The following is a 19,204-nucleotide window of genomic DNA, read 5'->3' on the forward strand; positions in this document are numbered from 1 at the left end:
CGGCTTTTTAATCAGCATTTCGTCATTTCGGATAGAGCGGAAGATTGATTCAACGAACTTCTAACTCAGGACACTAGTCTCCTGGCGAATCTCTGCATCAAGCAGGACACGCTGGGACTGAACGAACGCCACCGCTGCTTCGTCGCTCATCTTCGTCAGCAATCCGGCCGCGTACTGAGTGCGGAAGGACTCGCTGTCAAACCAGGCGCACTGTCTGGCCGCCGCCATGGTTTCTTCGGTCAGAGCCACCGCGTCGAAGTGGTCCGACAGGATGCTGCCCAGCCGGATGTCGCAGGCAATGCGATGCAGCGCGCTCCGGAAATCCTCGGCTGCAGAGCTCTCATCATGGCTTTGCCTGAAACGCCTGAACTCCACCGTCTTAAGCAACTCGAACAGTTCATGGAAGTCCACAAACTCTGGCATAGATGACGTGCAGAGGATGGCCGTTGGTCTTCGTGCGGAGCGCGGTTGCAGCCTCCTGCAGCTGCCTTGCCGCCTCATCCTCGCCCTCGAAGCCAGTGGTAAGCCTTCCCCCTGAACCGCCCTGCGGAGGTAAGACAGGACTGCGTTCTCCGACATCGCCGGCAGCGTGCGCCACTCGGCCTTTGGCACGATGGCAAGCAGGTCCGTGGGCAACTGGGCGTCGTCCACAGGTTGAGTGCCGACGAGCAGCACCATGTTGTCCGGGCGTGGGATCACTTGGGAGAACACGTCGTCTAGTGGCCGCTTGTCCGTAGCGTTGACGCGCCAGACGTGGTCCAGTCCGTCCAGGACGAGTACGAACGGCTTGCCCAGCGCCTTGTAGTGGGAAGCGCACGCTTCGAGGAGCGCGCGCAGGCTTCCAGATGGTGCTATGACATCGGGATGAAACCGCTTGACCTGCGCCTCGATGGACTGCTCGACCACGTAGCTGTTGACCCGATCACGCCCCCGCTCCGTCGTCGAGAGGAAGTAGTGATGGCGGACCGTGGGAATGCCTCGCTCGGCGAGCGTGTCGCACAGCGCGCTCAGGTAGGTGCTCTTTCCACGGCCAGGCGGCCCTGTGAGCACGATCGTCCGCCCGGTGGCGGCGATAGCGTCCCGGACGAACTCCCGATGGAATGTCTCGTCGGGTACCTCGTAGCCAAGGGGGACAACGAAGTCCTCGGGCAATGGTGCCGGCGGCGTCGACCGCAGAATGATGCGGACCTGTTCCAGAGCAATCCAACCGTCCGGGGGCGGGAAGTTCTTCCGCGTCGCCCAGTTCAACGCTGCGTTCTTGAGGGTGGCAATGCCCTCAAGAGTGCCGTGCTTGCGAAGTCGCGCATCGACCTCTTGCTCCAGCGTTTCAAACCCCTTGTCGCTGTGAAGAATGTGCAGTTGGCTGAAAAACGCCTCACAGTCTGGCTCGCCACCAAGCTCAGCGATGACCTCAGAACGCTTAGGCTCGGGGATCTTGGCGAAGGAAATCTTGCCGCCGTTCAGGCAGGCTTCGATATCGGCATCCGGCCGGCGATTGGTCGTCAAGGTGAGCTCGCCAGTCCGGGCCGGGTCCAGCGCCTTGAAGGCGTCGAACCATTTGCGCAGCATTGACCGCGCTCGCGCCGTCTTGCCCGTCTTCTCGAGCATCCAATCCCAGCAGAGCAGATTCGCGTCTGGGGCCGGCGTGAACTTGACCTGTTGAAGGTCGAGCAGCCCGTCTGCACGCTCGACGACGATGTCATCTAGCCCCGTCGGCGCAACGGCCTCGTCGTCGCACTCAAATTTCACTCGGGTGTAGCGAGACGGCGCGTCAAGCCAGTCGCACAGGACCCTGAGGCCTTGCCGGTTTTGGTAGATGTAGCCAGCAGCAGTGATCGCGGTGTTCTTGATATCTTCAGACATGAACGGGCTCGCCTTCAGGCCGCCATGATACCGGCCATTAAGCAAGATGCGCCGAGTGGCTAGCGAATGACCGGATGGCGATGATCAGCTGCCCGTGGATTTTTGGCGAGAAAGGCCGGCAGTCGCTGCGAAGTAGACGTTGACAGCCAAAGCCCGAATGGCTGCAAGGGGGCGACGCGTGCCGTCCGCCGGAGACAGCGGCGTCGGGCGGAGTGCGGCCACAAACTGCCGGAAGCCAGCGCCGGCTTTACGGTAGGCTACAAGTGCAAAATCAGAATGGAGGCGCGTTATGACGCGACGATTCAACATCGCAGCCCTGAAGGCCATCTCCCAAGCGCCAGCCACCGGTGAAGCAGAGTGGCTGATCGCGGCCGAAGACTCTGTCGCATTCTTGACGGAGAACGTGGAGGGTGAGGAGATTGTGATCTACGCCAGTGGTCCGGCAACGCTCGTTCATGCCGTGCTCGCGCCACTGAAGCAGGTCACGCCTGCGGACCAGGAAGACCTCATGTTCGCCTTCGTGCAGACAGATGAGAGTTGGGTCATCCAAAAAAGTTACGGCGGCGGCGAAGGCCACCGCGTCTACCTCGAAGCGCCGTTGCGCTCAGGAAAATCGCTGGCGGGTGGTGAAAAGCTCATCTTCCGCCGCTCATTTGATGGCGTGCAAAAGGGCGAAAGCCCGGTCGAACTGAGCCAAAAGCTCGTGCATGCGCTTGACCTGCATTTCCTGCCCGAACGCAACGCGTACTGCCGGCTGGATGAGCGCGGGGATATCGAGGATGTTATTCGTGTGATACGCACCGAGCTAAGCCCGGGACGGAAAAGCCTCACCGCGGTCACGATCCTAGCCAAGGATCTCTCCATATACATGACTCTCGTGGACATGGCCTTGGTCTACTTTTTCGACTTCACCCGCTTCAAATCTGGAGGGTTCAATGGGTGGGGGGATCATCCGCGCATCGACAGCAAGGCCCCCGACCTGTTCTATCACGGTGGCAGCATTGGAAATGCCAGCTACGTCAACGGCCGGATGATCGTCCGCTCGACCATTCCGCTGCAGCAACTCATCGATGAATGGAAAGAGGAATCGAACCCAACGAGGACAAAGGAATATGCGACGTTCAAGATATTCGACCGCAAGAACAACGTCGAAGTCGAAAGGTCGTGTGCGCCGGAGTTCCTCTCGAACTACTTCCAGAAATCGGACCTGCCCTGGGAGATTTCACCGGCATTTTTCCGCCCTGATGTCTTGCACCGCTTCAAGGCTGACCCCGAGAAATACAACCTCGATGACCGGTCCATCAGTTGCCGCAACGCGTGGTATCTCAAGAGCTACGACATCAACGAAGCCGGACAGGTGCATGCCTATATCGGCGACCTGGCCCGCCTCCCCATCGAAGAGCAGCGCTACTGGCAATCTTTCAACGAGTGGCCGAAGGGAACAATCTCGAAGCGGGCACACGAAAACGACATCCTCGGCGAGTTCAGTTCCGAATACGACCCGCTTCATCTCTTGAAGTACAAAATCGGGAAGCTCAATGCCGCGCCACCTGACTGGTGGCAGCCAAGAGGCGAAGCGCACATGGATGCTGCGCGCTACCCGGCCACGGATTCGACCCTTGAATGGGCAAACGAAATCATGGCCTTCGACCAGTTGCTCGTTGAGGGATTTCAGCTCAAACCTTTGCGAAAGCTGCTTGAAACTAGGGGGAAGAAAGCAGACGCAAATTGGGCCTCCCTGCGCGTGATCTCAGAAATCCTTGTTGCCTCAGGGAAAACAGTCGACGATGCCAAGGCATTCCTCTCGCCGCTTAGTAGGCTGCACGCTCTACGCAGCATCCTGAAGGCACACAGTTCCGTCGAGGAGAAGGACAAGGAAGAGCGGCAGGCGCGTGCCACGCATGGGACCCTAAGGGCTCACTTCAAGGATCTTGCCGGTCAATGCGACAAAAGCTTCGACGTAATTCTGCTCGCCCTCGGAGCGGGTGATCTGAATCCATGAGCAGGAAGCACTACCCACTCAGAAGAGGCTTCGTCGAACGGCCGCCTTGCGGTGTCGAAATCGATTCGGCGAACGACTGCAGAGGGTCGAGAAGTGCCCGCTACGTCTGACGCATTCCGGCCACTAAGCGACCTTCGTCGTAACGTTCAAAGCGACATTTTAACGTCGGCTCTGGAGCGGCCAACGGCCCCTTCCTAGTGGACGTCGTTAGTCGCATCACTTAGCATGGCAGTTCCGCTGCCGGCCTCATTGTGCCGAATTTTCGTTTGATGTTTAGCGGACTTAATTCGAACCTGAAAAAAGCGCTGGGAGACCCAATTGATTTTTCTTTCGCACAATTATAAAGACAAGCCAATTGTTGAACAATTTGCACTAAAACTCCGTCAAATTTTTCCAGAAGATGAGATTTTTTACGATTCCTGGGCAATTCAACCCGGAGATGGAATAGTTGCACGGATGAACGAAGGCTTAGCGAATTGTGAGCTTTTCTTGTTCTTCGTTTCAAAGAATAGCCTAGCAAGCAAAATGGTCGAATTGGAGTGGCAGAATGCCGTTATTAAGGCGACGCAAGGAAAAACAAAGATTGTGCCGTTGAAGATCGACGACTGCATGATGCCGCCGATCCTCCTGCAGACCCTCTACATTGATTTGTTCGGACAAGGCTTGGATGTGGCGCTGAGGCAGGTCTTGGAAGTCGCCAAAGGACAAAACACGTTCAAGGCCGGTCCGCAGGAATTCCATAACGTGCGGGCCCATGCATACGAGAAAGACGGCAGCATTGTCGTAGAGTGCCAGGCGGCACATTTCCTTGAACCAATGTCACACTACGTGATCGTCGTTGAGAATAGCCAGGAAGACGTGACGTTCACTTGCACGTCGGACACGATGTGCATAAGTGGCTTTAATTCAAACGTAGCCATGAGCGACGGTTCCGTCATCAATGGAATTCTAATTGGCGTGGATCGCGGCACCACTCCGGCTTTTCCTGTTACAGCAAGCATACAGTCACGTAACGGGCAACCCGTCCGCGTTAAGGGTGTACTTCACAAGAAATCGCCGACCGAATGGCGCTACATTCCATTTTCGTTTCGCACTCCGCCCGCCTAACGATATAACCTGATCCAGTTTTCTTCCCAAGAGGCTTCAGGAGCGAATTTGATGCCTCTTGGCACTCGGACGGTCTCGTCGTTAATATCGCGGAAAGTCGCGACAGGCGCAATGTTGCTTGATCGCAATTGCAAATAATCTCGCCGTCGGTTGACTTACTAACCGGAACCCTTGTCCTCGATCGAGTACCTGAACAAAGGAAGTCGCATGTCTGCCAGCACGCCTCGATTTTTGATTGAAAACGTTGGCGGTAGTATCGCGAACGTGAAGCTCGCTTTGGGCGAAGCCACTAAGTATTGCAAAGCAAACGATATCCATCAAATTGTCCTCGTTGTCCCCGAAAAGGGGCGTTTTCTCGGTGGTACCGTCGCCGATGTGCTGGGCCAGGCTGCTGCCAAATCACTGCACGCGGGCAACAGCGTCTTGATTACGGGATCGAGCATCTCGATCACGCTTGCCTATCCGGGCCGTATCTCGGCCGCGCCGAATCATGGGCTTTTGCTCGGAATGCATCTGTCGCCAGACGGAATTGGAAAGGTTGATGACACCGTTAATGCGTCAGCGATTGCCTATCTCCCGTGGAGCGAGGGAGAGGGGAAGGAGTGGATGTCGACGTGGCAGCCTACGACATGGGGACCGTCCACTTGGCAATTCGCCGCGCCGGCGATGCAACCGGCGGTGCTCGATGCGCTTAATGACATGCACACGCGGGTGAACGTGACGACCGGCCTCGCTCACCCGGTGGACAAAAAGGATGCGACGGACACGTTCAAGCGACTTAAGAACGAGGCCCAAGTCGTACCCCTAAGAAGGTGGGTGCCTTTAATGCCTTATCTGGCGCGCCTTCAGCCGCTTTTTTCGATCCCAGCCGGGCGCACCAATAGCCGTAAGGCTTTCAGCGGTTTCTCTGCTGCTTCATCGTTTACTCCCGGTACAGTGAAAATACAGTTAGCTCATCGCCAGCTTTGGGCTGTCGGCGGTGGTGTGCGACTGTACCCAGTGCGCCAGGTGATCGGCCGACAGGTGCGCGTAGCGTTGCACCATTTCCAGCGTTTCCCATCCGCCTAACTCCTTTAGCACCTGTGGCGGCGTGCCACGCTGCACGTGCCAGCTCGCCCACGTGTGGCGCAGATCGTGCCAGCGGAAATCACGGATACCGGCCCGCTTAAGCGCCTTTTCCACGCCGCAGTAACGGTCTGGTAGACCGGTCTGCCACGGTACACGAACACGCTTTCGACGTGCTCGGGCTGCAGGGGCGACAGCCGCTTCCGATTGACGCAATATCGCGTGTGGAAAGTTGTGCCAAACTGGCGTGAGGAGGGTGACGTGAGATTATCAAGGCAAAATGGCGGCGGCGCCGCAGGCTCTCGCGTGTGTCCCCAGACTGGCGAGGGCCGCGTCCCGGGCGTCGTCGGAGTCCACGATGCGTAGGGTCCTTGCGCTCGTTATGCTGTTTGCCGCATTGGCCGGAGCGTTGCCGAGCGCGTATGCCGTCAGGCTCGGCGTCGTACTGGGCGGATCGTCGCTTGTTTTCTGGCAGGCGATGACAAAGGGGATCAAACAGGCCGCCGAAGACGAGCATGTCGAACTGGTGATGCGCAACCCTTCAGACGGTGCCTCGCTTGGCACGCAACCCAATATCCAGCTACGGATAATCGACTACGAGGTGCGCAGTGGGGTGGCCGGTATCCTGTTGGCGCCCGAGCCGTTGGAACATGTGACAACGCCGGTTTCGATCGCGGTTCCCACAGTGCTGGTAGACCGGAGCAGCAGCGATTACAACGCTATATCTACCGTCAGCACCGACAATTTGAGCGCGGGAAAAAAGGCGGCGCTCAGTCTTGTGCCGGTCCTGCGGAGGGGGGCAAAGGTAGCCGTGCTGCGACTCGCACCGAACATCAGTTCCACAACAGAGCGCGAAAACGGGTTTCTGAGCGTGGCGCGGGAGGCGGGATGGGATGTGGTTGTCGATACCTATGTAGGATACCGCCCCCGTGAGGCGGAGGGATTGATCGCCAAGGCCTTGAACGCCTATGAAGGTCACCTCGATGCTGTTTTCGCACCGGCTGAGCCGATTGCCTATGCCGCCCTGCGAGTTATTGAAGCCAAGGCCGTCGGCGATCGCCCGCGCCTGGTCGTGTTCGACTGGCGCCCGGAATTCCTGGATGGGCTCAAGCATGGGGTCGTTTATGCCGATGTGGTGCAGGACCCTTACCGCATGGGTTATCTGGCGGTTGAAACATTGGTTGGGGCCTTGCAGGGCCATCCGCCCCGCTCGAAAGTATTGGTCGACGTGGTGACGGTGACGCCGAACAACATGAATGATCCGGCTATCCGTGCGGTGTTGGCAAACTACATCCAGTAGACGCTCCAGAGCAGTTTCTCGCACGACCGCTCCGGATCGCCCGGCCTGTTACGCCTCGCCGATTCCAGCGGAGCGGTCAGGAACGACGTTGCCGGTAGCAATAGTGAACTTGGATTTTCGCCAGTACCTTCGTGATCGACCCGCACGTCCGGCACCGGAACGAGCGGCCGGGAAGGATGGGCGGATATAGGCAGGAGCGCGCTGCCACCGATTCCGTCTATCGATACCGATGCGGTACCCGCAGCGACCAGCACCACGGCAGACAGCATCTCGCCAGACACTCGCACGGCTCTCATATGCCGCATCTCCTACCCGTGTAATTCGACATCGCATACGCGCTATCTGCTTCCGGATACCGATCACGCCGGTGACCCGTACCTTCCGAATCGAAGTTAAAGTCACGATGACAGTCTCACCTGGAGTTGACCTTGCTAGCTGCCCGTACAGGCTCGTTGCCTAACCCTTTCAGCGCGCCACGAGGGGGAATTGCTGTCGCCCTGCTCGGCCGTGTATTGCTGTTCAGTACGATGGTGACGCTGGTGGTGACCGTCGTTCAGCTCTTGCTAAGTTACCAGGCCGAGGTCTCAGGTTTGCAGAACCGCTTCAACGAAATTGAGGAAGGCTATGCGCGTGGTCTGGGCAACGCGCTGTGGGCTCTCGATAGCAAACGGCTGGAGGATCAGCTCGACGGAATGCTGCATCTGCCCCTGATCCGTTATGCCGAAGTCCGCGAAACGCAGGTCGCGCACCCACTGACGGTTTCCCGAGGTTCTGTACAGGTCGAAAACGTAGTCGTCAGGGAGTTTCCCGTTTATTGCTGTGACAACGACCGGCGCCAGATCGGGATCCTGCATCTTGAGGGTAGTTTGACTGACATCTATCGCGATCTGTTGCGCCAGGCGTTGGTGATCCTCGTGAGCAACGCGGCGAAAACGTTTCTGGTCGCGCTGTTCATCCTGTTTATGGTTCACAGGCTCGCGACGCGCCATCTTGTCGATATTGCTGCGACGCTGCGCGGACGCACACCGGGCATCGCCATGGCGCCATTGCGGTTGCGCCGGACACGGCGGAAACCCGACGAACTGGATCAACTGGTCGATGCCCTCAACGTAATGTTCGAGGGACTCGATCAGCATGCTGCCGAACTCCGCAGTGCGAACGCGCAGATGGCGGCGATCCTCGACAACATTCCGGACCTCGCCTGGGTAAAAGACACTGACGGCCGATATGTGGCGGTCAACCGGGCGTTGGTGCGCGCCTTAGGCTACGCTGAACCGGCTGACATGGTCGGCAAGACCGACTTCGACTTGCACTCGCTTGAAAACGCAATGGCATACCGCACCGCCGATGTCGAGGTGATGGCCTCGGGGTGCCGCAAACGGATCGAAGAAAACCATGTCGAGGCGGACGGTCGCCGGAGGTGGGTGGAGACGATCAAGACACCTTTCGCCGACGGACATGGACAACTGGCGGGCACCGCCGGCATTGCCCGCGACGTCACCGAACGCAAGAAGGTGGAAGAGGAACTCGCGCGAGCGAATGCGAGCCTACGGTCCGAGGTCGAGGAGCGTAGGCGGATCGAAGCGCGACTGCAGTCGAGCGAGGCGCGCTTTCGCGCCATTGTCGAGACGAGCCCGGTGCCGCTGTGCATTGTCTCGATGCCATACGGCAAAATTTTTTACGCGAATGAGCCGTTGCGCGCGCTGTTCGGACTCGATCCTCGCAACCACGGAATCAGCAACATCGTTGACCTCTATGTGGATGCCACGGAGCGCGACAGGCTGGTAGAGCATTTGCGCCAGGAGGGGAGTTTTCGCAACACTGAGGTCCATTTCCGCAGACCGGACGGCACTACGTTCTGGGCCATGGCGATGGCGCGAGTCGCCACGTATGACGATGCACCGGCAATCTACGTCGGCCTGAACGACATCACAGGACGCAAGCTCATCGAGCAGGAGCTATTCGAGTCGCGCGAACAGTTGCGCGAGGTGTCCGCCTACATGGAGGCGATTCGGGAAGACGAAAGAAAGCGCATCGCCATGGAAATTCATGATGAGCTGGGCCAGTTACTGACTGCGCTGAAGATGGATGTATCGTTGCTCAAGATGCGGCTTTCCGGCGATCCGGACGCTTTGAAAAAGACCGACGACATGCGTGAGCTCGTTGAAAAGACGATCTGGATGGTGCGCAATGTGGCGAACCATCTGCGGCCCGCAGCGCTGAACTTCGGGATCGTGTCGGCGCTCGAGTGGCTAGTCGAAGACTTCGGTCGACGCAACGGCATTCCCTGTCAGTTGCGGATTAATGGTGATGAACCCGTTTTGCCGGATGCGCACGCGACGGCCGTATTCCGTATCGTGCAGGCGTCGCTGACGAATGTCGCGCGTCACGCCGGGGCGTCGCGGGCAGACGTGACGTTGACGGGCGGCCACACGGCGCTTGACCTCCACGTCAGCGACGACGGTTGCGGCTTTGACGCGGCCGCCGCGGCGAAGGGATACTCCTATGGATTGCTCGGGATGAGGGAGCGCGCCCGGCTAATCGGGGCAACGCTGCAGATCGAAAGCGCGCCCGACACGGGCACGGTGATTTCGATTCACGTCCCGCTTTGCGACGAACCACAAAGATGCTCAGGATTCTGATTGCAGACGACCACGCGATCGTGCGGGACGGCCTGAAGCAGACCGTCGCGACGACAACGGATGTCGTCAGGCCTCCGGTGCAAGAGTCGCCGCCATTTCCGCACGCCCCTCATGGCAAGCATGAAGTCGAAAATGGCATCGCTGACGGGAGGTTTCGCGCAGCTTCCGTTGTGCGGAAGCTCCCGGCCTAGTTCACCGGCGCAGCCGCCGCCGTCGTCGCAGCATCCGGTTTGAACACCGCACGCCAGTCGTCCTTCATATCGATCACGAGCCAGCCTTTCGCGTTGGCTTCGTCCAGACCCTTGTCGAGCTTGCCGCTTTTCGACGCGCGGTCGTACGCATATTCCCGTTCCCCGTCCGTGTGATGCAGCAGCGCGGCCAGGCGTGGGCCGTCGCCCGCCGAGGTCCATTCGAGCATCGGCACGTCGCCGTCCGCGTTGCCGAACGCGATCACCGGACGCCGTCCGATCACGCGGTCGATAGCGAGCGGCTTGGCCGCGCCGTCGACCAGGTTGTCGACCTGCGCGAGGCGAGTCAGCGACGCCGCGCCGTTGGTCTGGCTGTACTTGTACTTGACGGTGCTGCCGATCACCTGCTCGGGCGGAATGTCATACGCACGCTTCGCCATGTCGCGGGCGAACTCGACGTCGCCGCTGGTGACCAGATAGGTCTTGAAGCCGTTGGCGCGCAGATAGCCGAGCAACTCGAGCATCGGCTGATACGCAAGGCTGGTGTACGGACGGTTAAAGCGCGGATCGCTCGCGGTGTCGAACCATTCGTGCACGAGCGCAGCGAATTGATCGCTGGTCATGCCGGCGTGCGCGGCTGCCAGCAATTTCATCGAGCCCGTGTCGCCGCTCGCCGCGATGCTTTTCAGATTGCCTTTCAGAATCGAGCGGAACGGCTCCTGCCGTTTCCACTCCGGATGCCGCCCGGCGACGGTCTTCACGCGTTGCAGCGCGAACACCATTTGTATCGACGCGGGCTGCTCGGGCCACAGCGTGCCGTCGTTATCGAATACGGCGATCCGGTCGGTCCGCGCGATGAAGTCTTTCGATTCGGGCGTCGTCACCAGCGTGACGAAATCGACGATCGAGCGCCTGGTTGCGGTGTCGTTCCATGAAGCGAGCGCGGCGGCCGTCGTCGCATTTGCCGACAATTCGCCCGCGTCCTGGCGCGGCAGACTGGTGCAAGCTGAAAGAACCACAATGGTCAAAGCAACGCAGTACCGGTGCATCGTGCGAATCATGGAGGCCTCATCAATAGCGGTAGATCGGACTGAAAACGAGCGCCAGTCTAATGGTGCGCGGCGGTTGTTGCAGCCCTGTTGTTGTTTTTTCGAACGCTATCTTTAATGCCGGGCATTAGCGTCGCCATATAAGGTTATGACGTTTTTAATGAATGGGTCGATCGGTTGCTCAAACAAACGGAAAAAATGCAATTGGAATAATACGAATGCCATTTCATTGGTTTTATTTACATCGTGCAAAGGAATGCGTTCGCCTATAAGAAAAGCCCGTAGACCAGGCAAGCGAATGGCTAACAGATGCGTGGTTCGGCCGGCGGCGTTATATGCTGCCGCGGTGGTGTCGTCGCCGGCATTCGCTCAGGCAGGGGCATGATCTGGGGAATGCGCGGGCGAGCGGGGAGTTTCAGCGCACAGGTTCGCGGGGTGGCGGTGGAGGGCGGTTCCGGCGGTGAGGGTGACACGGCGCCGCAATCTGCGGCGCACGACAACGACTCGCGAAGGCGTGCCGCAGGGTGAATGTCGCGTCCACGGACGACGCGGCATTCAGCAGCGAGCAATCAGCCGTGACCGCGCTCGCAGATTGCGTACACGCTGGAGCACAAGTCGGGGTAGACGCGCCCCAACTCATAACAGCCGTCCAGATACGCTTTGGATATGATGCTGGCCTGCAACGCTGCGTCGATCTGGAAGTTGGCAAGGCCTTTGAAAAAGATCCCGCCTTCCGTGACCGGGCGCAGCTTTGCCGCGCGCAAGTCGGCCCGCAGCGTGTCAATCGAGTAGGTCACGCGATGACCGTGTGCTGCTTCCGCAGCCGTCACGGCCGCGGGATGATCGATCAGCCCCATATGGACGGCGATCTGCCGCGATCCAGCCCGCGCATTCGGCGCCGCTACGAACAGGCGCCCACCCTCGGACAGCCAGCTGCCGATCCGGCTCAGCACGTCGACCGGATGATCGAGGTGTTCGAGCGTATGGATCAGGAAAATGTTGTCGTAGCGCTGCATCGGCTCGAACGTCTCGAACGTCGAGTGGTGAAATTTGACCGCGGCTTGCATCTTCTTCGACGCCACCGCGATGCAGTCTGCCGATGCCTCGACGACTTCGAGTGCGTCGAAGCGCTGGGCGAGCAGGCGCGTGTAATTGCCCTCGAAGCATCCCAGTTCGAGCGCGTTGCCCGTGGCGAGGAACGGCGCAAATGTCCGAAGCATGTACTCATGCATCAGATAGTCGAAGTCGTAAGCGTAGCGATGTTCGGGATGATCTTTCGCTTCCGCGTTGTAGTCTCTGTTCATGTCATCAATCCTGTCCACGCTGATAGAAACGCTGCTCGACCGGAACGTAAAACTCATCGAGCGATTCAGGAACCCGGGCGTTGAACCCCAGGACCTGACGCATCCATGCGTTACACCGGTCGAGATTGCGATAGCCGAACAGCCGCGCGTAGTCGAGCTGGGGTTTGAAGAAGGGGCTGGTGAAGGTCAACGTCAACGCACGTCTCGGCGCGTCGGTGGCGTTGCGTCCGGTTGCGTGCCACATCCGCGAATCGAACAGCAGGACCGAGCCGCGCTCGCCGGTCGCACGCGAGGCCTGTGCGTAGAACGCTTCGTCGGCGGGCTGTTGCTGCGTGTTTTGCGAGTGCGAAAGGATGTGCGTCGCGCCATTGTCCAGCGTGAAATCGTCGAGCATCACCAGCGCATTCAGCATGAAGCGCCGCGTGTCGGAGCCGAAACGGATATCGCGATGCACGTTCTGCACGTACGAGCGTGAGTCGCGCTCGTTGATGACGCCGCCGTACGAATTGAGGACAAAGTTACCGTTGAAATATCTTTTGAAAACCGGCTCGAGAATCGAGAGTTCCGCTAGCAGTTCAACGTAACAGTCGTCATCCATCAACAGATGATGCAAGGTGCCGGCGCTGTTTTCCAGCACGCCGTTGCGCAGGCGAATAGCGTCGCGCAGCGCAAGCGAAGGCGTGAGCGCCTTTACCAGCGAATCGAGTAAGCCGGTGCGAATCAACCGGGGCACGACGGTCCAGCCGGCCGTCGCAAGCGCAGCGTCGTGTTGAGCGTCAGTCATATTCACGAGTGGGGCGGAGACAACAGGCGAAATTGAGTGGATCAAGACCGATCTGCGGCGAGCATAGCCATCGGAATGACGTCGAGATAGCGGCCGCCCTTGAAGACCGCCTCGCGCAGCAGACCCTCGGCGCGAAAGCCCACTTTTTCATAGAGCGCGACGGCACGATCATTGGAGACCAGCACGGTCAACGAAAGGCGGTGCAGATTGAGATCGCTGAACGCATGCTCGAGCGTCAAGCGCGTGGCGGCCTCGCCGATCCCCCGGCCGCGCGCCGACTCCGCGCCGATCTGGATCGAGAACTCCGCGCAGCGGTTCAACCAGTCGATCCCCAATAGGTACGTAACGCCAACCAGCTCGCGCGTCGACGCGAGACACACCGCGAGACGAACGTTGTTCGCGCGGGCGCTGAGGTAGCTGTCGAACCATTTGCTGTCGATCTCGGGGCCTACATGGCGGAAGGCGCCGCCCAGCAGGCTGACTAGCGCCTGATCGGTGCGCCACGCGTTGATGGTCGGAAGATCGCCGCGTTCGATCTCGCGCAGGAATATCTCATCGTTGATCATGCGAGTCGGTCCAGTAAGCGTTGCGCGATCGGCGCCAGATCGTCGCGCGAGAGTCGTTGATCGCACGGGAGAAACAGCGCCGAGGCCGGGAGATCCCGCTCGAACTCCGGCACCCCGTCGGTGGTCGCGACGTCCGGCCAGTAGCCGGGCGTGTAGACGCGTTGCGCGCGGAGTTCTTCGCGCAGTCCCAACGGCGCGCCGAAATACGGGTAGCAGAGCGGCACCGCATCGTCGCGATAGTCGAGGGTGAAGCGATTGTGGCGCTGCAGCTTCTCGTGCAAAAAAGCAAAATTCGCGATTCGCCGTGCGCGCACGGCATCGTAGTCGATGCTGGTGAGGATGCGCTCAGTCAGGCGCGACATCCGTAACGGCTCCTGATGCTTCAGGCTTTCTTCCGCTGCCGTATAGTCGGCGTAGCCCGATTCCGCATCTCGCGCGAGTCGGCCGAGAAGATGCCCGCAGCGCTGCAACGATGCGTGGTCGGTGTCCCTTGGCATCTCCACCTGCTGCTGCGTAACGAGGTAGCCACCGTCCGGCACACCGACGAATTTGCGCGGCGAGTACAGCGTGGCGAGGCAATCGCGGGGTTGCGCGAACATCGCCTGGGCATTGTCGATCACGACGCGCTCGCGCGGAAACCGGTTGAGCACTTCGTCGACCTGGCGATCGCACAAGCCGAAGTAGTTCACGTAGAAAAGCCACTCGCCCTGCGCGAGGTCGACGGATTGCACGCGCAGCTCCGGGGCGAGCCGGTAGCGTTTGATTGGCGTTCCGGTCATCCGCAGCGGCTCGACTATGGCATCGCAAATGTACCAGGGCATCCAGACGGCAGCCGGGCGCAACGTGCGAAGCAGCGCTAAAAATGCGGCCCGCGATGACTGAAAACGCAGCGCGTCTTCATGGAGAATGGACCCGACCTGCGGCAGCTCCAGCTCGAAATATCCGCCGACTGCGCGCGGCTCGCCTGGGTTCATGCACTCACCTCTACGCAAAGCATGTCTCTCACGCTATCTTTGCTGTTGAACATCAGCACATCGAGAATCGATAAAGCAGGATGAAACGTATCGTCGAACTGCGGATAGGGGCTGAGGTTCGGTTCGATGAAAGCGAGCTCCACGCCGCAGGAGGAAAATGCCTTGCTGTCGTAAAGCGCCCGGCCGCCTGGCAGGTTCACGTAGATGCGAGCGTGCTCTTTCGCACAAGTGTCGATAACCCGATCCGCTCCTTTGAGCTGCGCATTGCCGTACTTTGCCGACGAGGCGACGAACTCGGTGTCGATCTCCAGGTATCTGCAGATCTCAACGACGGTATGCGACGCCAGCAGCGAAATATGCTCGACGGGCGCGGACAGGATCCGCCCGGTCAGTTCGCTGATCTGCGGATACTGGGGCGCTTTCCCGTAAGCGTGGCGAATCGATTCGAGCAGCTTGCGCAGCCAGTGCTCGCGCGGCTGGATCAGCACGTCGTTGATCTTCAGCAACGGGCTCGCGCCCGCAAGCGGCACCGTCAGGTAGCGAACCTGGTCGCCCAGCAGCATCCGGTTGCGGTTGATCCAACCGTTCTTGATAAAGTTCACGTCGTCGTAAAAGACGAACTTGTCGACTGCGGCCGCCAGCTGGAAATATCCGATATACGGAAACAGATAGGGCTGCATGATCGCGAGCTTCATGACGTTCAGCAATCTGCGATGAGTCCGACGATGCGATCGAGCATGCTGTTCGTCAGCGCCGGGAAAATCGGCAGACACAATACCTGTTGCGCGGTGGCACGCGCGACCGGCAGATTTTCGTGGCGCGCGGACGGCAGGCCGCGATAGATCGGAAAGTCCGAGATCAGCGGGTAGAAATAGCGGCGCGCATAGATGTCGTGGTCGCGAAACTTTTGATAGAGTGCGTCGCGGCTGATCGGATAGTCGGCCTCCACCAGGATCGGGAAGTAGGCGTGGTTCTCCACCGTCTCGCCGGCCCCTTGCAGGCAGCGGATGCCCCGTACGCCGCGCAGCAGTTCGCGGTACATCGCGTCGATTTCCTTGCGGCGGGCCAGCGCTTCGTCAATGTGCTGCAGCTGCAGCATGCCGAACGCCGCATTGATCTCGCTCATCTTGCCGTTGATCCCGGGCGCGACGACGGTGACTTCGTCGACAAAACCGAAGTTTTTCAGGTGATCGATCCGCTGCTTGGCTTTCGCGTCGGGGCAAATGATGGCGCCACCTTCAAAGGTATTGAAGACCTTGGTGGCGTGGAAGCTGAGTACGGATAGATCGCCATGCTGGAGCACGCTGCCTGCCCCGGTCTGCACGCCGAATGCGTGAGCCGCGTCGTAGATCACCCTCAGGTTGTAGTTGTCGGCAATCTTCTGAATGGCGTCGACATCGCACGGATGGCCATAGCAGTGAACCGGCATGATGGCTGTGGTCTGGGGCGTGATCGCCGCTTCGATTTTCACGGGGTCGAGATTGAGCGTGTCCGGGTCGATGTCCACAAAGACCGGTTTGATCCCGTTCCACAGCAATGAATGGGCGGTCGCAACAAAGGAATACGGCGTGGTGATCACCTCTCCCGTGATGCGCAGCGCCTGCAGCGCAGTGACGAGTGCAAGCGTGCCGTTGGCGAACAGGGCGAGATGCTGCACACCGAGATATTCACACAACGCTTTTTCGAGCTGCTGGTGAAACGGACCGCCGTTGGTCAGTATCTTGCTGTCCCAGATTTTTTCCAGATAGGGGATGAATTCGCGCAGCGGCGCAAGATGCGGCTGGGTGACGTAGATCTTTTCATCCGGTTGCGGCTGGATCATGCGGACGGTAGCGCTCATGCTTTCCTCGGTGTCTTGATGTGCCTGTCAGGCGTCGTCCGTTGCGGCGACCGGTTGTGCTTCGCGTGTACCGGCGAGGTGCCCGGGAAGGGGCGCGTCGAATGAAACGGGAGGCTCGCCCGCACACCAGCGTTGCCACATCACCCGTAGCGCATCCGCGAGCCCGGCGGCAATAGTCGCCGGCTGGAACATGGCCGACTGTGCGCAACGCTCGCGTAACCCGGTCCGCAACTCCGCGAGTTCGGAAAGGTTGGCCGCCCAATACAAGCCTTTCTGAACGAAATCATCCTTGTCCCGCGCGATGAAGGCATCGAGTCCGACCTGTGCGAGCGACATGGGGCCGCCGCGGCCGGCTGCGGTCGAACCAGGCAGCGTAATCGTGGGCAAACCCATCCACAACGCGTGCAGGGTGGTCGTGCTCCCCGCGTAGGGAAAGGTATCCAGACAGAGATCCGCGTGATGGTGCTGCTGCATGTACGCGGCCAGCGCGGTTCGGGGCCGGAAATCGAGCCGATGGCGCGCAATGCCCTCGGCGGCGAACCAGTCGGCGAGGCCGCCGTCGCTGCCGTCCTCGGGCATGCCGCCGACCAGCATCCGGGCATCAGGCAGCGCCCGTAGCAGTTTTGCCCACAGCGCGATCACATCCGGGTGAAGCTTGTTCAGGCGGTTGAAGCTGCCGAAGGTCATGTAGCCGTTGCGAAGCGCCGGAAGCAGGTTGATCGGCGGCGACATGGCCGGCGGCTGGAAAGGCGCGACGGCGGGCAAACGGGCGATCTTCTCGGTGAACTGGTCTTCGAATTCGGCGGGCACCACGAACCGGTCCGCCAGGTAGTAGTCGATTGCCTCCAGGCCGGTGGTGCCGGGGTAGCCGATCCAGCTTGCCTGAATGGGCGCGGGCTTGCGGGCAAACGTCAGCAGGCGGTTGCGCGCGGTATGCCCGGAAAGATCGATCAGGATATCGATGCCGTCCGCGCGAATTCTTTCCGCCAACGCCGCGTCACTCATCCCCCATACCGATTGCCACGTCGAAACGTATCCGCGCAGGCGTTGCGTGATCTGATCTTCGCGGGTGAAGTTGTAATAGACATGCAGCGACAGATTTTCGTTGCCCGCGAGGTGAGCGAACACGGGTTCGACGAAGGTCGAGACGGCATGATGGAACAGGTCGGCGGAGACGATGCCGATCCGCAACCGGCGCGCCGGATCGCGCAGGTTGGTGTGTTGAGGCCAGAGCGGGCGCAACGGCGCTTCACACTGTTGCCCGAAACGGCAATGCTGGGCGAACAGCGCTGGTGGGTCGATCTCGCGGTTGTGACTCAGGCAAAAAAGTATGTTGTGGTGCGCAAACGCATTGTCAGGCTGGATTTCCAACGCGCGTCGGAAGCAGGCTTCCGCATCCAGGGTGCGCCCCTGATCGAGGTGCACCGTGCCTAGCGTGTTGTGCGTCTCACTGATGTCAGGCCGAAGTTCTATCGCGCGGCGGCAACTGGCTTCTGCTTCCCCGAGCCGGCCTTGTGCCTGGAGGAGCATGCCGAGCACCCGGTGCGCTTCAGCGAAATCCGGATTCAATACGAGAAGCCGTCTGGACAGGGCTTCACTCTCGTCGAACGCGCCTTTCATTCTCAGAATATCGGCGAGCACGCCTCCCGCCTGGATGTCGTCGGCGACGAGTTCGATCGCCTTTCTCAGTGGTTCGATGGCGTCGTCGTAACGCCCCAGGGCATGCATTGCAATGCCCAGTACCCGCCAGCCCATCGGATGCGCAGGAAAGCGTTGCGTGAGCGATTGCGCGACGGTGGCCGCCTCGGCAACGCGTCCGTTGTTGAACAGCACCACGACTTCTTTCATTTGTCGTGGACTTGGCGCGTTGTTACTCATGGCCCTGCCGGCGGCCTTCTGCCTGTTCGGTTTTTTTGCGGAAACCGGTGTCGATTCGGGATGGTGTGAGGTGCCGGCGTCGAAGGGCTGAGCTTGCTCCGTGATCGGACCGATGGAAGCGGACGGTGGCGTGGGCGGCGTTTCCGCCGCGGTCTGGGTCATCAGGTAGACCAGCGCATCCACAGCCGAACCTCTCAGGCCGCGCTGCTGAGCCATCTCCAGCATCAACCATGCGGCACTTGTTTGTCCTGCTCGCCGCAATGCGTCGATATAGCTTCCCCAGTATTGCCCCTGGTCCGGATTCACGCCCACTGCCGCTTCCAGATGCGGTATCGCGGCCTCGAATTGCCCCCTTTGCATCGAAAGCAACCCGAGGTTGTAGTTGGCGTCGCCATGGTGCGGGCGAACCTCCAGAATGGCTCGATAGAGCGTTTCCGCGTTCTCGAGCGCGCCATTTTGATGCTCCGCGATCGCGGCCTGCATGACCGTCTGCAGGTCCTGCTCGAGCTGGAGCTCATCGGGCGAAGCGGCGTCTACGGGCATTACTGGCGAAGGAGTCATGGGCGTCGAATCAGGATTGGCGATCTGATCAGAATTATGCGGGGCGTCAAGCGCGCCTGAATTGGCGAGATGAGCCGTAAA

General features: G+C 59.9%; 14 protein-coding genes and 3 pseudogenes. 7 read left to right on the plus strand and 10 right to left on the minus strand.

The features are described from left to right. Positions 1-60: 60 nt before the first annotated feature. The gene (locus AC3WLT_RS32640; protein ID WP_492595745.1) at positions 61-1,863 is read right to left on the minus strand and encodes an ATP-binding protein; all 1,803 of its coding nucleotides are present in this window, start codon (positions 1,861-1,863) and stop codon (positions 61-63) included. Between the two features lie 289 nt (positions 1,864-2,152). On the opposite strand from AC3WLT_RS32640, the gene AC3WLT_RS32645 reads away from it, so the two are divergent. From AC3WLT_RS32645 to AC3WLT_RS32655, 3 genes are all read left to right on the plus strand, one after another. Beyond that, the gene (locus AC3WLT_RS32645) at positions 2,153-3,865 is read left to right on the plus strand and encodes a hypothetical protein (RefSeq protein WP_492595746.1); all 1,713 of its coding nucleotides are present in this window, start codon (positions 2,153-2,155) and stop codon (positions 3,863-3,865) included. A 318-nt stretch (positions 3,866-4,183) separates the two neighbouring features. Beyond that, a complete protein-coding gene (locus tag AC3WLT_RS32650; protein WP_492595747.1) occupies positions 4,184-4,972 on the plus strand; it encodes a toll/interleukin-1 receptor domain-containing protein in 789 nt (262 codons plus the stop codon). Positions 4,973-5,179: 207 nt separating this feature from the next. Beyond that, positions 5,180-6,040 carry a hypothetical protein gene (locus tag AC3WLT_RS32655; RefSeq protein ID WP_492595748.1) on the plus strand — a complete coding sequence of 287 codons (861 nt, stop codon included), beginning with the start codon at positions 5,180-5,182 and terminating at the stop codon, positions 6,038-6,040. Here the strand turns inward: AC3WLT_RS32655 and AC3WLT_RS32660 are convergent. Then, a pseudogene (locus AC3WLT_RS32660) lies at positions 5,921-6,219 on the minus strand (tyrosine-type recombinase/integrase); the annotation flags it as partial. The gene AC3WLT_RS32655 and the pseudogene AC3WLT_RS32660 overlap by 120 nt on opposite strands. 176 nt (positions 6,220-6,395) lie before the next feature. Between AC3WLT_RS32660 and AC3WLT_RS32665 the strand changes: the two are divergent. The 4 genes and pseudogenes from AC3WLT_RS32665 to AC3WLT_RS32680 all read left to right on the plus strand — a co-directional run. Then, a complete protein-coding gene (locus tag AC3WLT_RS32665; protein ID WP_492595749.1) occupies positions 6,396-7,337 on the plus strand; it encodes a substrate-binding domain-containing protein in 942 nt (313 codons plus the stop codon). Between the two features lie 527 nt (positions 7,338-7,864). Then, positions 7,865-8,215 (plus strand): annotated as a pseudogene (locus tag AC3WLT_RS32670) (hybrid sensor histidine kinase/response regulator); the annotation flags it as partial. A 288-nt stretch (positions 8,216-8,503) separates the two neighbouring features. Beyond that, entirely contained in the window at positions 8,504-9,979 is a 1,476-nt protein-coding gene (locus AC3WLT_RS32675; protein WP_492595783.1) for a PAS domain-containing sensor histidine kinase, read from the plus strand. Beyond that, positions 9,964-10,047 (plus strand): annotated as a pseudogene (locus AC3WLT_RS32680) (DNA-binding response regulator); the annotation flags it as partial. The gene AC3WLT_RS32675 and the pseudogene AC3WLT_RS32680, both read left to right, overlap by 16 nt. A 119-nt stretch (positions 10,048-10,166) precedes the next feature. Here the strand turns inward: AC3WLT_RS32680 and AC3WLT_RS32685 are convergent. The 8 genes from AC3WLT_RS32685 to AC3WLT_RS32720 all read right to left on the minus strand — a co-directional run bounded on the left by AC3WLT_RS32685 (position 10,167) and on the right by AC3WLT_RS32720 (position 19,123). Further along, positions 10,167-11,228: an HAD family hydrolase gene (locus AC3WLT_RS32685; protein WP_492595750.1), complete on the minus strand. Its 1,062-nt coding sequence runs from the start codon at positions 11,226-11,228 to the stop codon at positions 10,167-10,169. A gap of 557 nt (positions 11,229-11,785) precedes the next feature. Further along, a complete protein-coding gene (locus AC3WLT_RS32690; RefSeq protein WP_492595751.1) occupies positions 11,786-12,520 on the minus strand; it encodes a class I SAM-dependent methyltransferase in 735 nt (244 codons plus the stop codon). A 4-nt stretch (positions 12,521-12,524) separates the two neighbouring features. After that, on the minus strand, positions 12,525-13,304 hold the full coding sequence (locus AC3WLT_RS32695) for a phytanoyl-CoA dioxygenase family protein (protein WP_492595752.1): 780 nt from the start codon (positions 13,302-13,304) through the stop codon (positions 12,525-12,527). A 41-nt stretch (positions 13,305-13,345) separates the two neighbouring features. Then, positions 13,346-13,870 carry a GNAT family N-acetyltransferase gene (locus AC3WLT_RS32700; protein WP_492595753.1) on the minus strand — a complete coding sequence of 175 codons (525 nt, stop codon included), beginning with the start codon at positions 13,868-13,870 and terminating at the stop codon, positions 13,346-13,348. Further along, positions 13,867-14,844, minus strand: a complete 978-nt coding sequence (locus tag AC3WLT_RS32705) for a hypothetical protein (RefSeq protein WP_492595754.1) — start codon at positions 14,842-14,844, stop codon at positions 13,867-13,869. Before AC3WLT_RS32705 ends, AC3WLT_RS32700 begins: the two co-directional genes overlap by 4 nt. After that, positions 14,841-15,539, minus strand: a complete 699-nt coding sequence (locus AC3WLT_RS32710; RefSeq protein ID WP_492595755.1) for a WbqC family protein — start codon at positions 15,537-15,539, stop codon at positions 14,841-14,843. Before AC3WLT_RS32710 ends, AC3WLT_RS32705 begins: the two co-directional genes overlap by 4 nt. 5 nt (positions 15,540-15,544) lie before the next feature. Next, on the minus strand, positions 15,545-16,684 hold the full coding sequence (gene vioA, locus AC3WLT_RS32715) for a dTDP-4-amino-4,6-dideoxy-D-glucose aminotransferase VioA (RefSeq protein ID WP_492595756.1): 1,140 nt from the start codon (positions 16,682-16,684) through the stop codon (positions 15,545-15,547). 27 nt (positions 16,685-16,711) lie between these two features. Beyond that, positions 16,712-19,123 carry a tetratricopeptide repeat protein gene (locus tag AC3WLT_RS32720; RefSeq protein WP_492595757.1) on the minus strand — a complete coding sequence of 804 codons (2,412 nt, stop codon included), beginning with the start codon at positions 19,121-19,123 and terminating at the stop codon, positions 16,712-16,714. Positions 19,124-19,204 lie beyond the last annotated feature (81 nt).

This window comes from Paraburkholderia sp. FW306-2-2C-D06C (assembly GCF_058781505.1).

Excerpts from the sequence above, each read along its gene's own strand:
- AC3WLT_RS32720 (WP_492595757.1), bottom strand. The coding sequence starts at position 19,123 with ATGACTCCTTCGCCAGTAATGCCCGTAGACGCCGCTTCGCCCGATGAG.
- AC3WLT_RS32640 (WP_492595745.1), bottom strand. The coding sequence starts at position 1,863 with ATGTCTGAAGATATCAAGAACACCGCGATCACTGCTGCTGGCTACATC.
- AC3WLT_RS32675 (WP_492595783.1), top strand. The coding sequence starts at position 8,504 with ATGGCGGCGATCCTCGACAACATTCCGGACCTCGCCTGGGTAAAAGAC.
- AC3WLT_RS32655 (WP_492595748.1), top strand. The coding sequence starts at position 5,180 with ATGTCTGCCAGCACGCCTCGATTTTTGATTGAAAACGTTGGCGGTAGT.
- AC3WLT_RS32705 (WP_492595754.1), bottom strand. The coding sequence starts at position 14,844 with ATGAACCCAGGCGAGCCGCGCGCAGTCGGCGGATATTTCGAGCTGGAG.
- AC3WLT_RS32645 (WP_492595746.1), top strand. The coding sequence starts at position 2,153 with ATGACGCGACGATTCAACATCGCAGCCCTGAAGGCCATCTCCCAAGCG.
- AC3WLT_RS32695 (WP_492595752.1), bottom strand. The coding sequence starts at position 13,304 with ATGACTGACGCTCAACACGACGCTGCGCTTGCGACGGCCGGCTGGACC.
- vioA (WP_492595756.1), bottom strand. The coding sequence starts at position 16,684 with ATGAGCGCTACCGTCCGCATGATCCAGCCGCAACCGGATGAAAAGATC.
- AC3WLT_RS32710 (WP_492595755.1), bottom strand. The coding sequence starts at position 15,539 with ATGAAGCTCGCGATCATGCAGCCCTATCTGTTTCCGTATATCGGATAT.
- AC3WLT_RS32700 (WP_492595753.1), bottom strand. The coding sequence starts at position 13,870 with ATGATCAACGATGAGATATTCCTGCGCGAGATCGAACGCGGCGATCTT.
- AC3WLT_RS32665 (WP_492595749.1), top strand. The coding sequence starts at position 6,396 with ATGCGTAGGGTCCTTGCGCTCGTTATGCTGTTTGCCGCATTGGCCGGA.
- AC3WLT_RS32690 (WP_492595751.1), bottom strand. The coding sequence starts at position 12,520 with ATGAACAGAGACTACAACGCGGAAGCGAAAGATCATCCCGAACATCGC.
- AC3WLT_RS32685 (WP_492595750.1), bottom strand. The coding sequence starts at position 11,228 with ATGATTCGCACGATGCACCGGTACTGCGTTGCTTTGACCATTGTGGTT.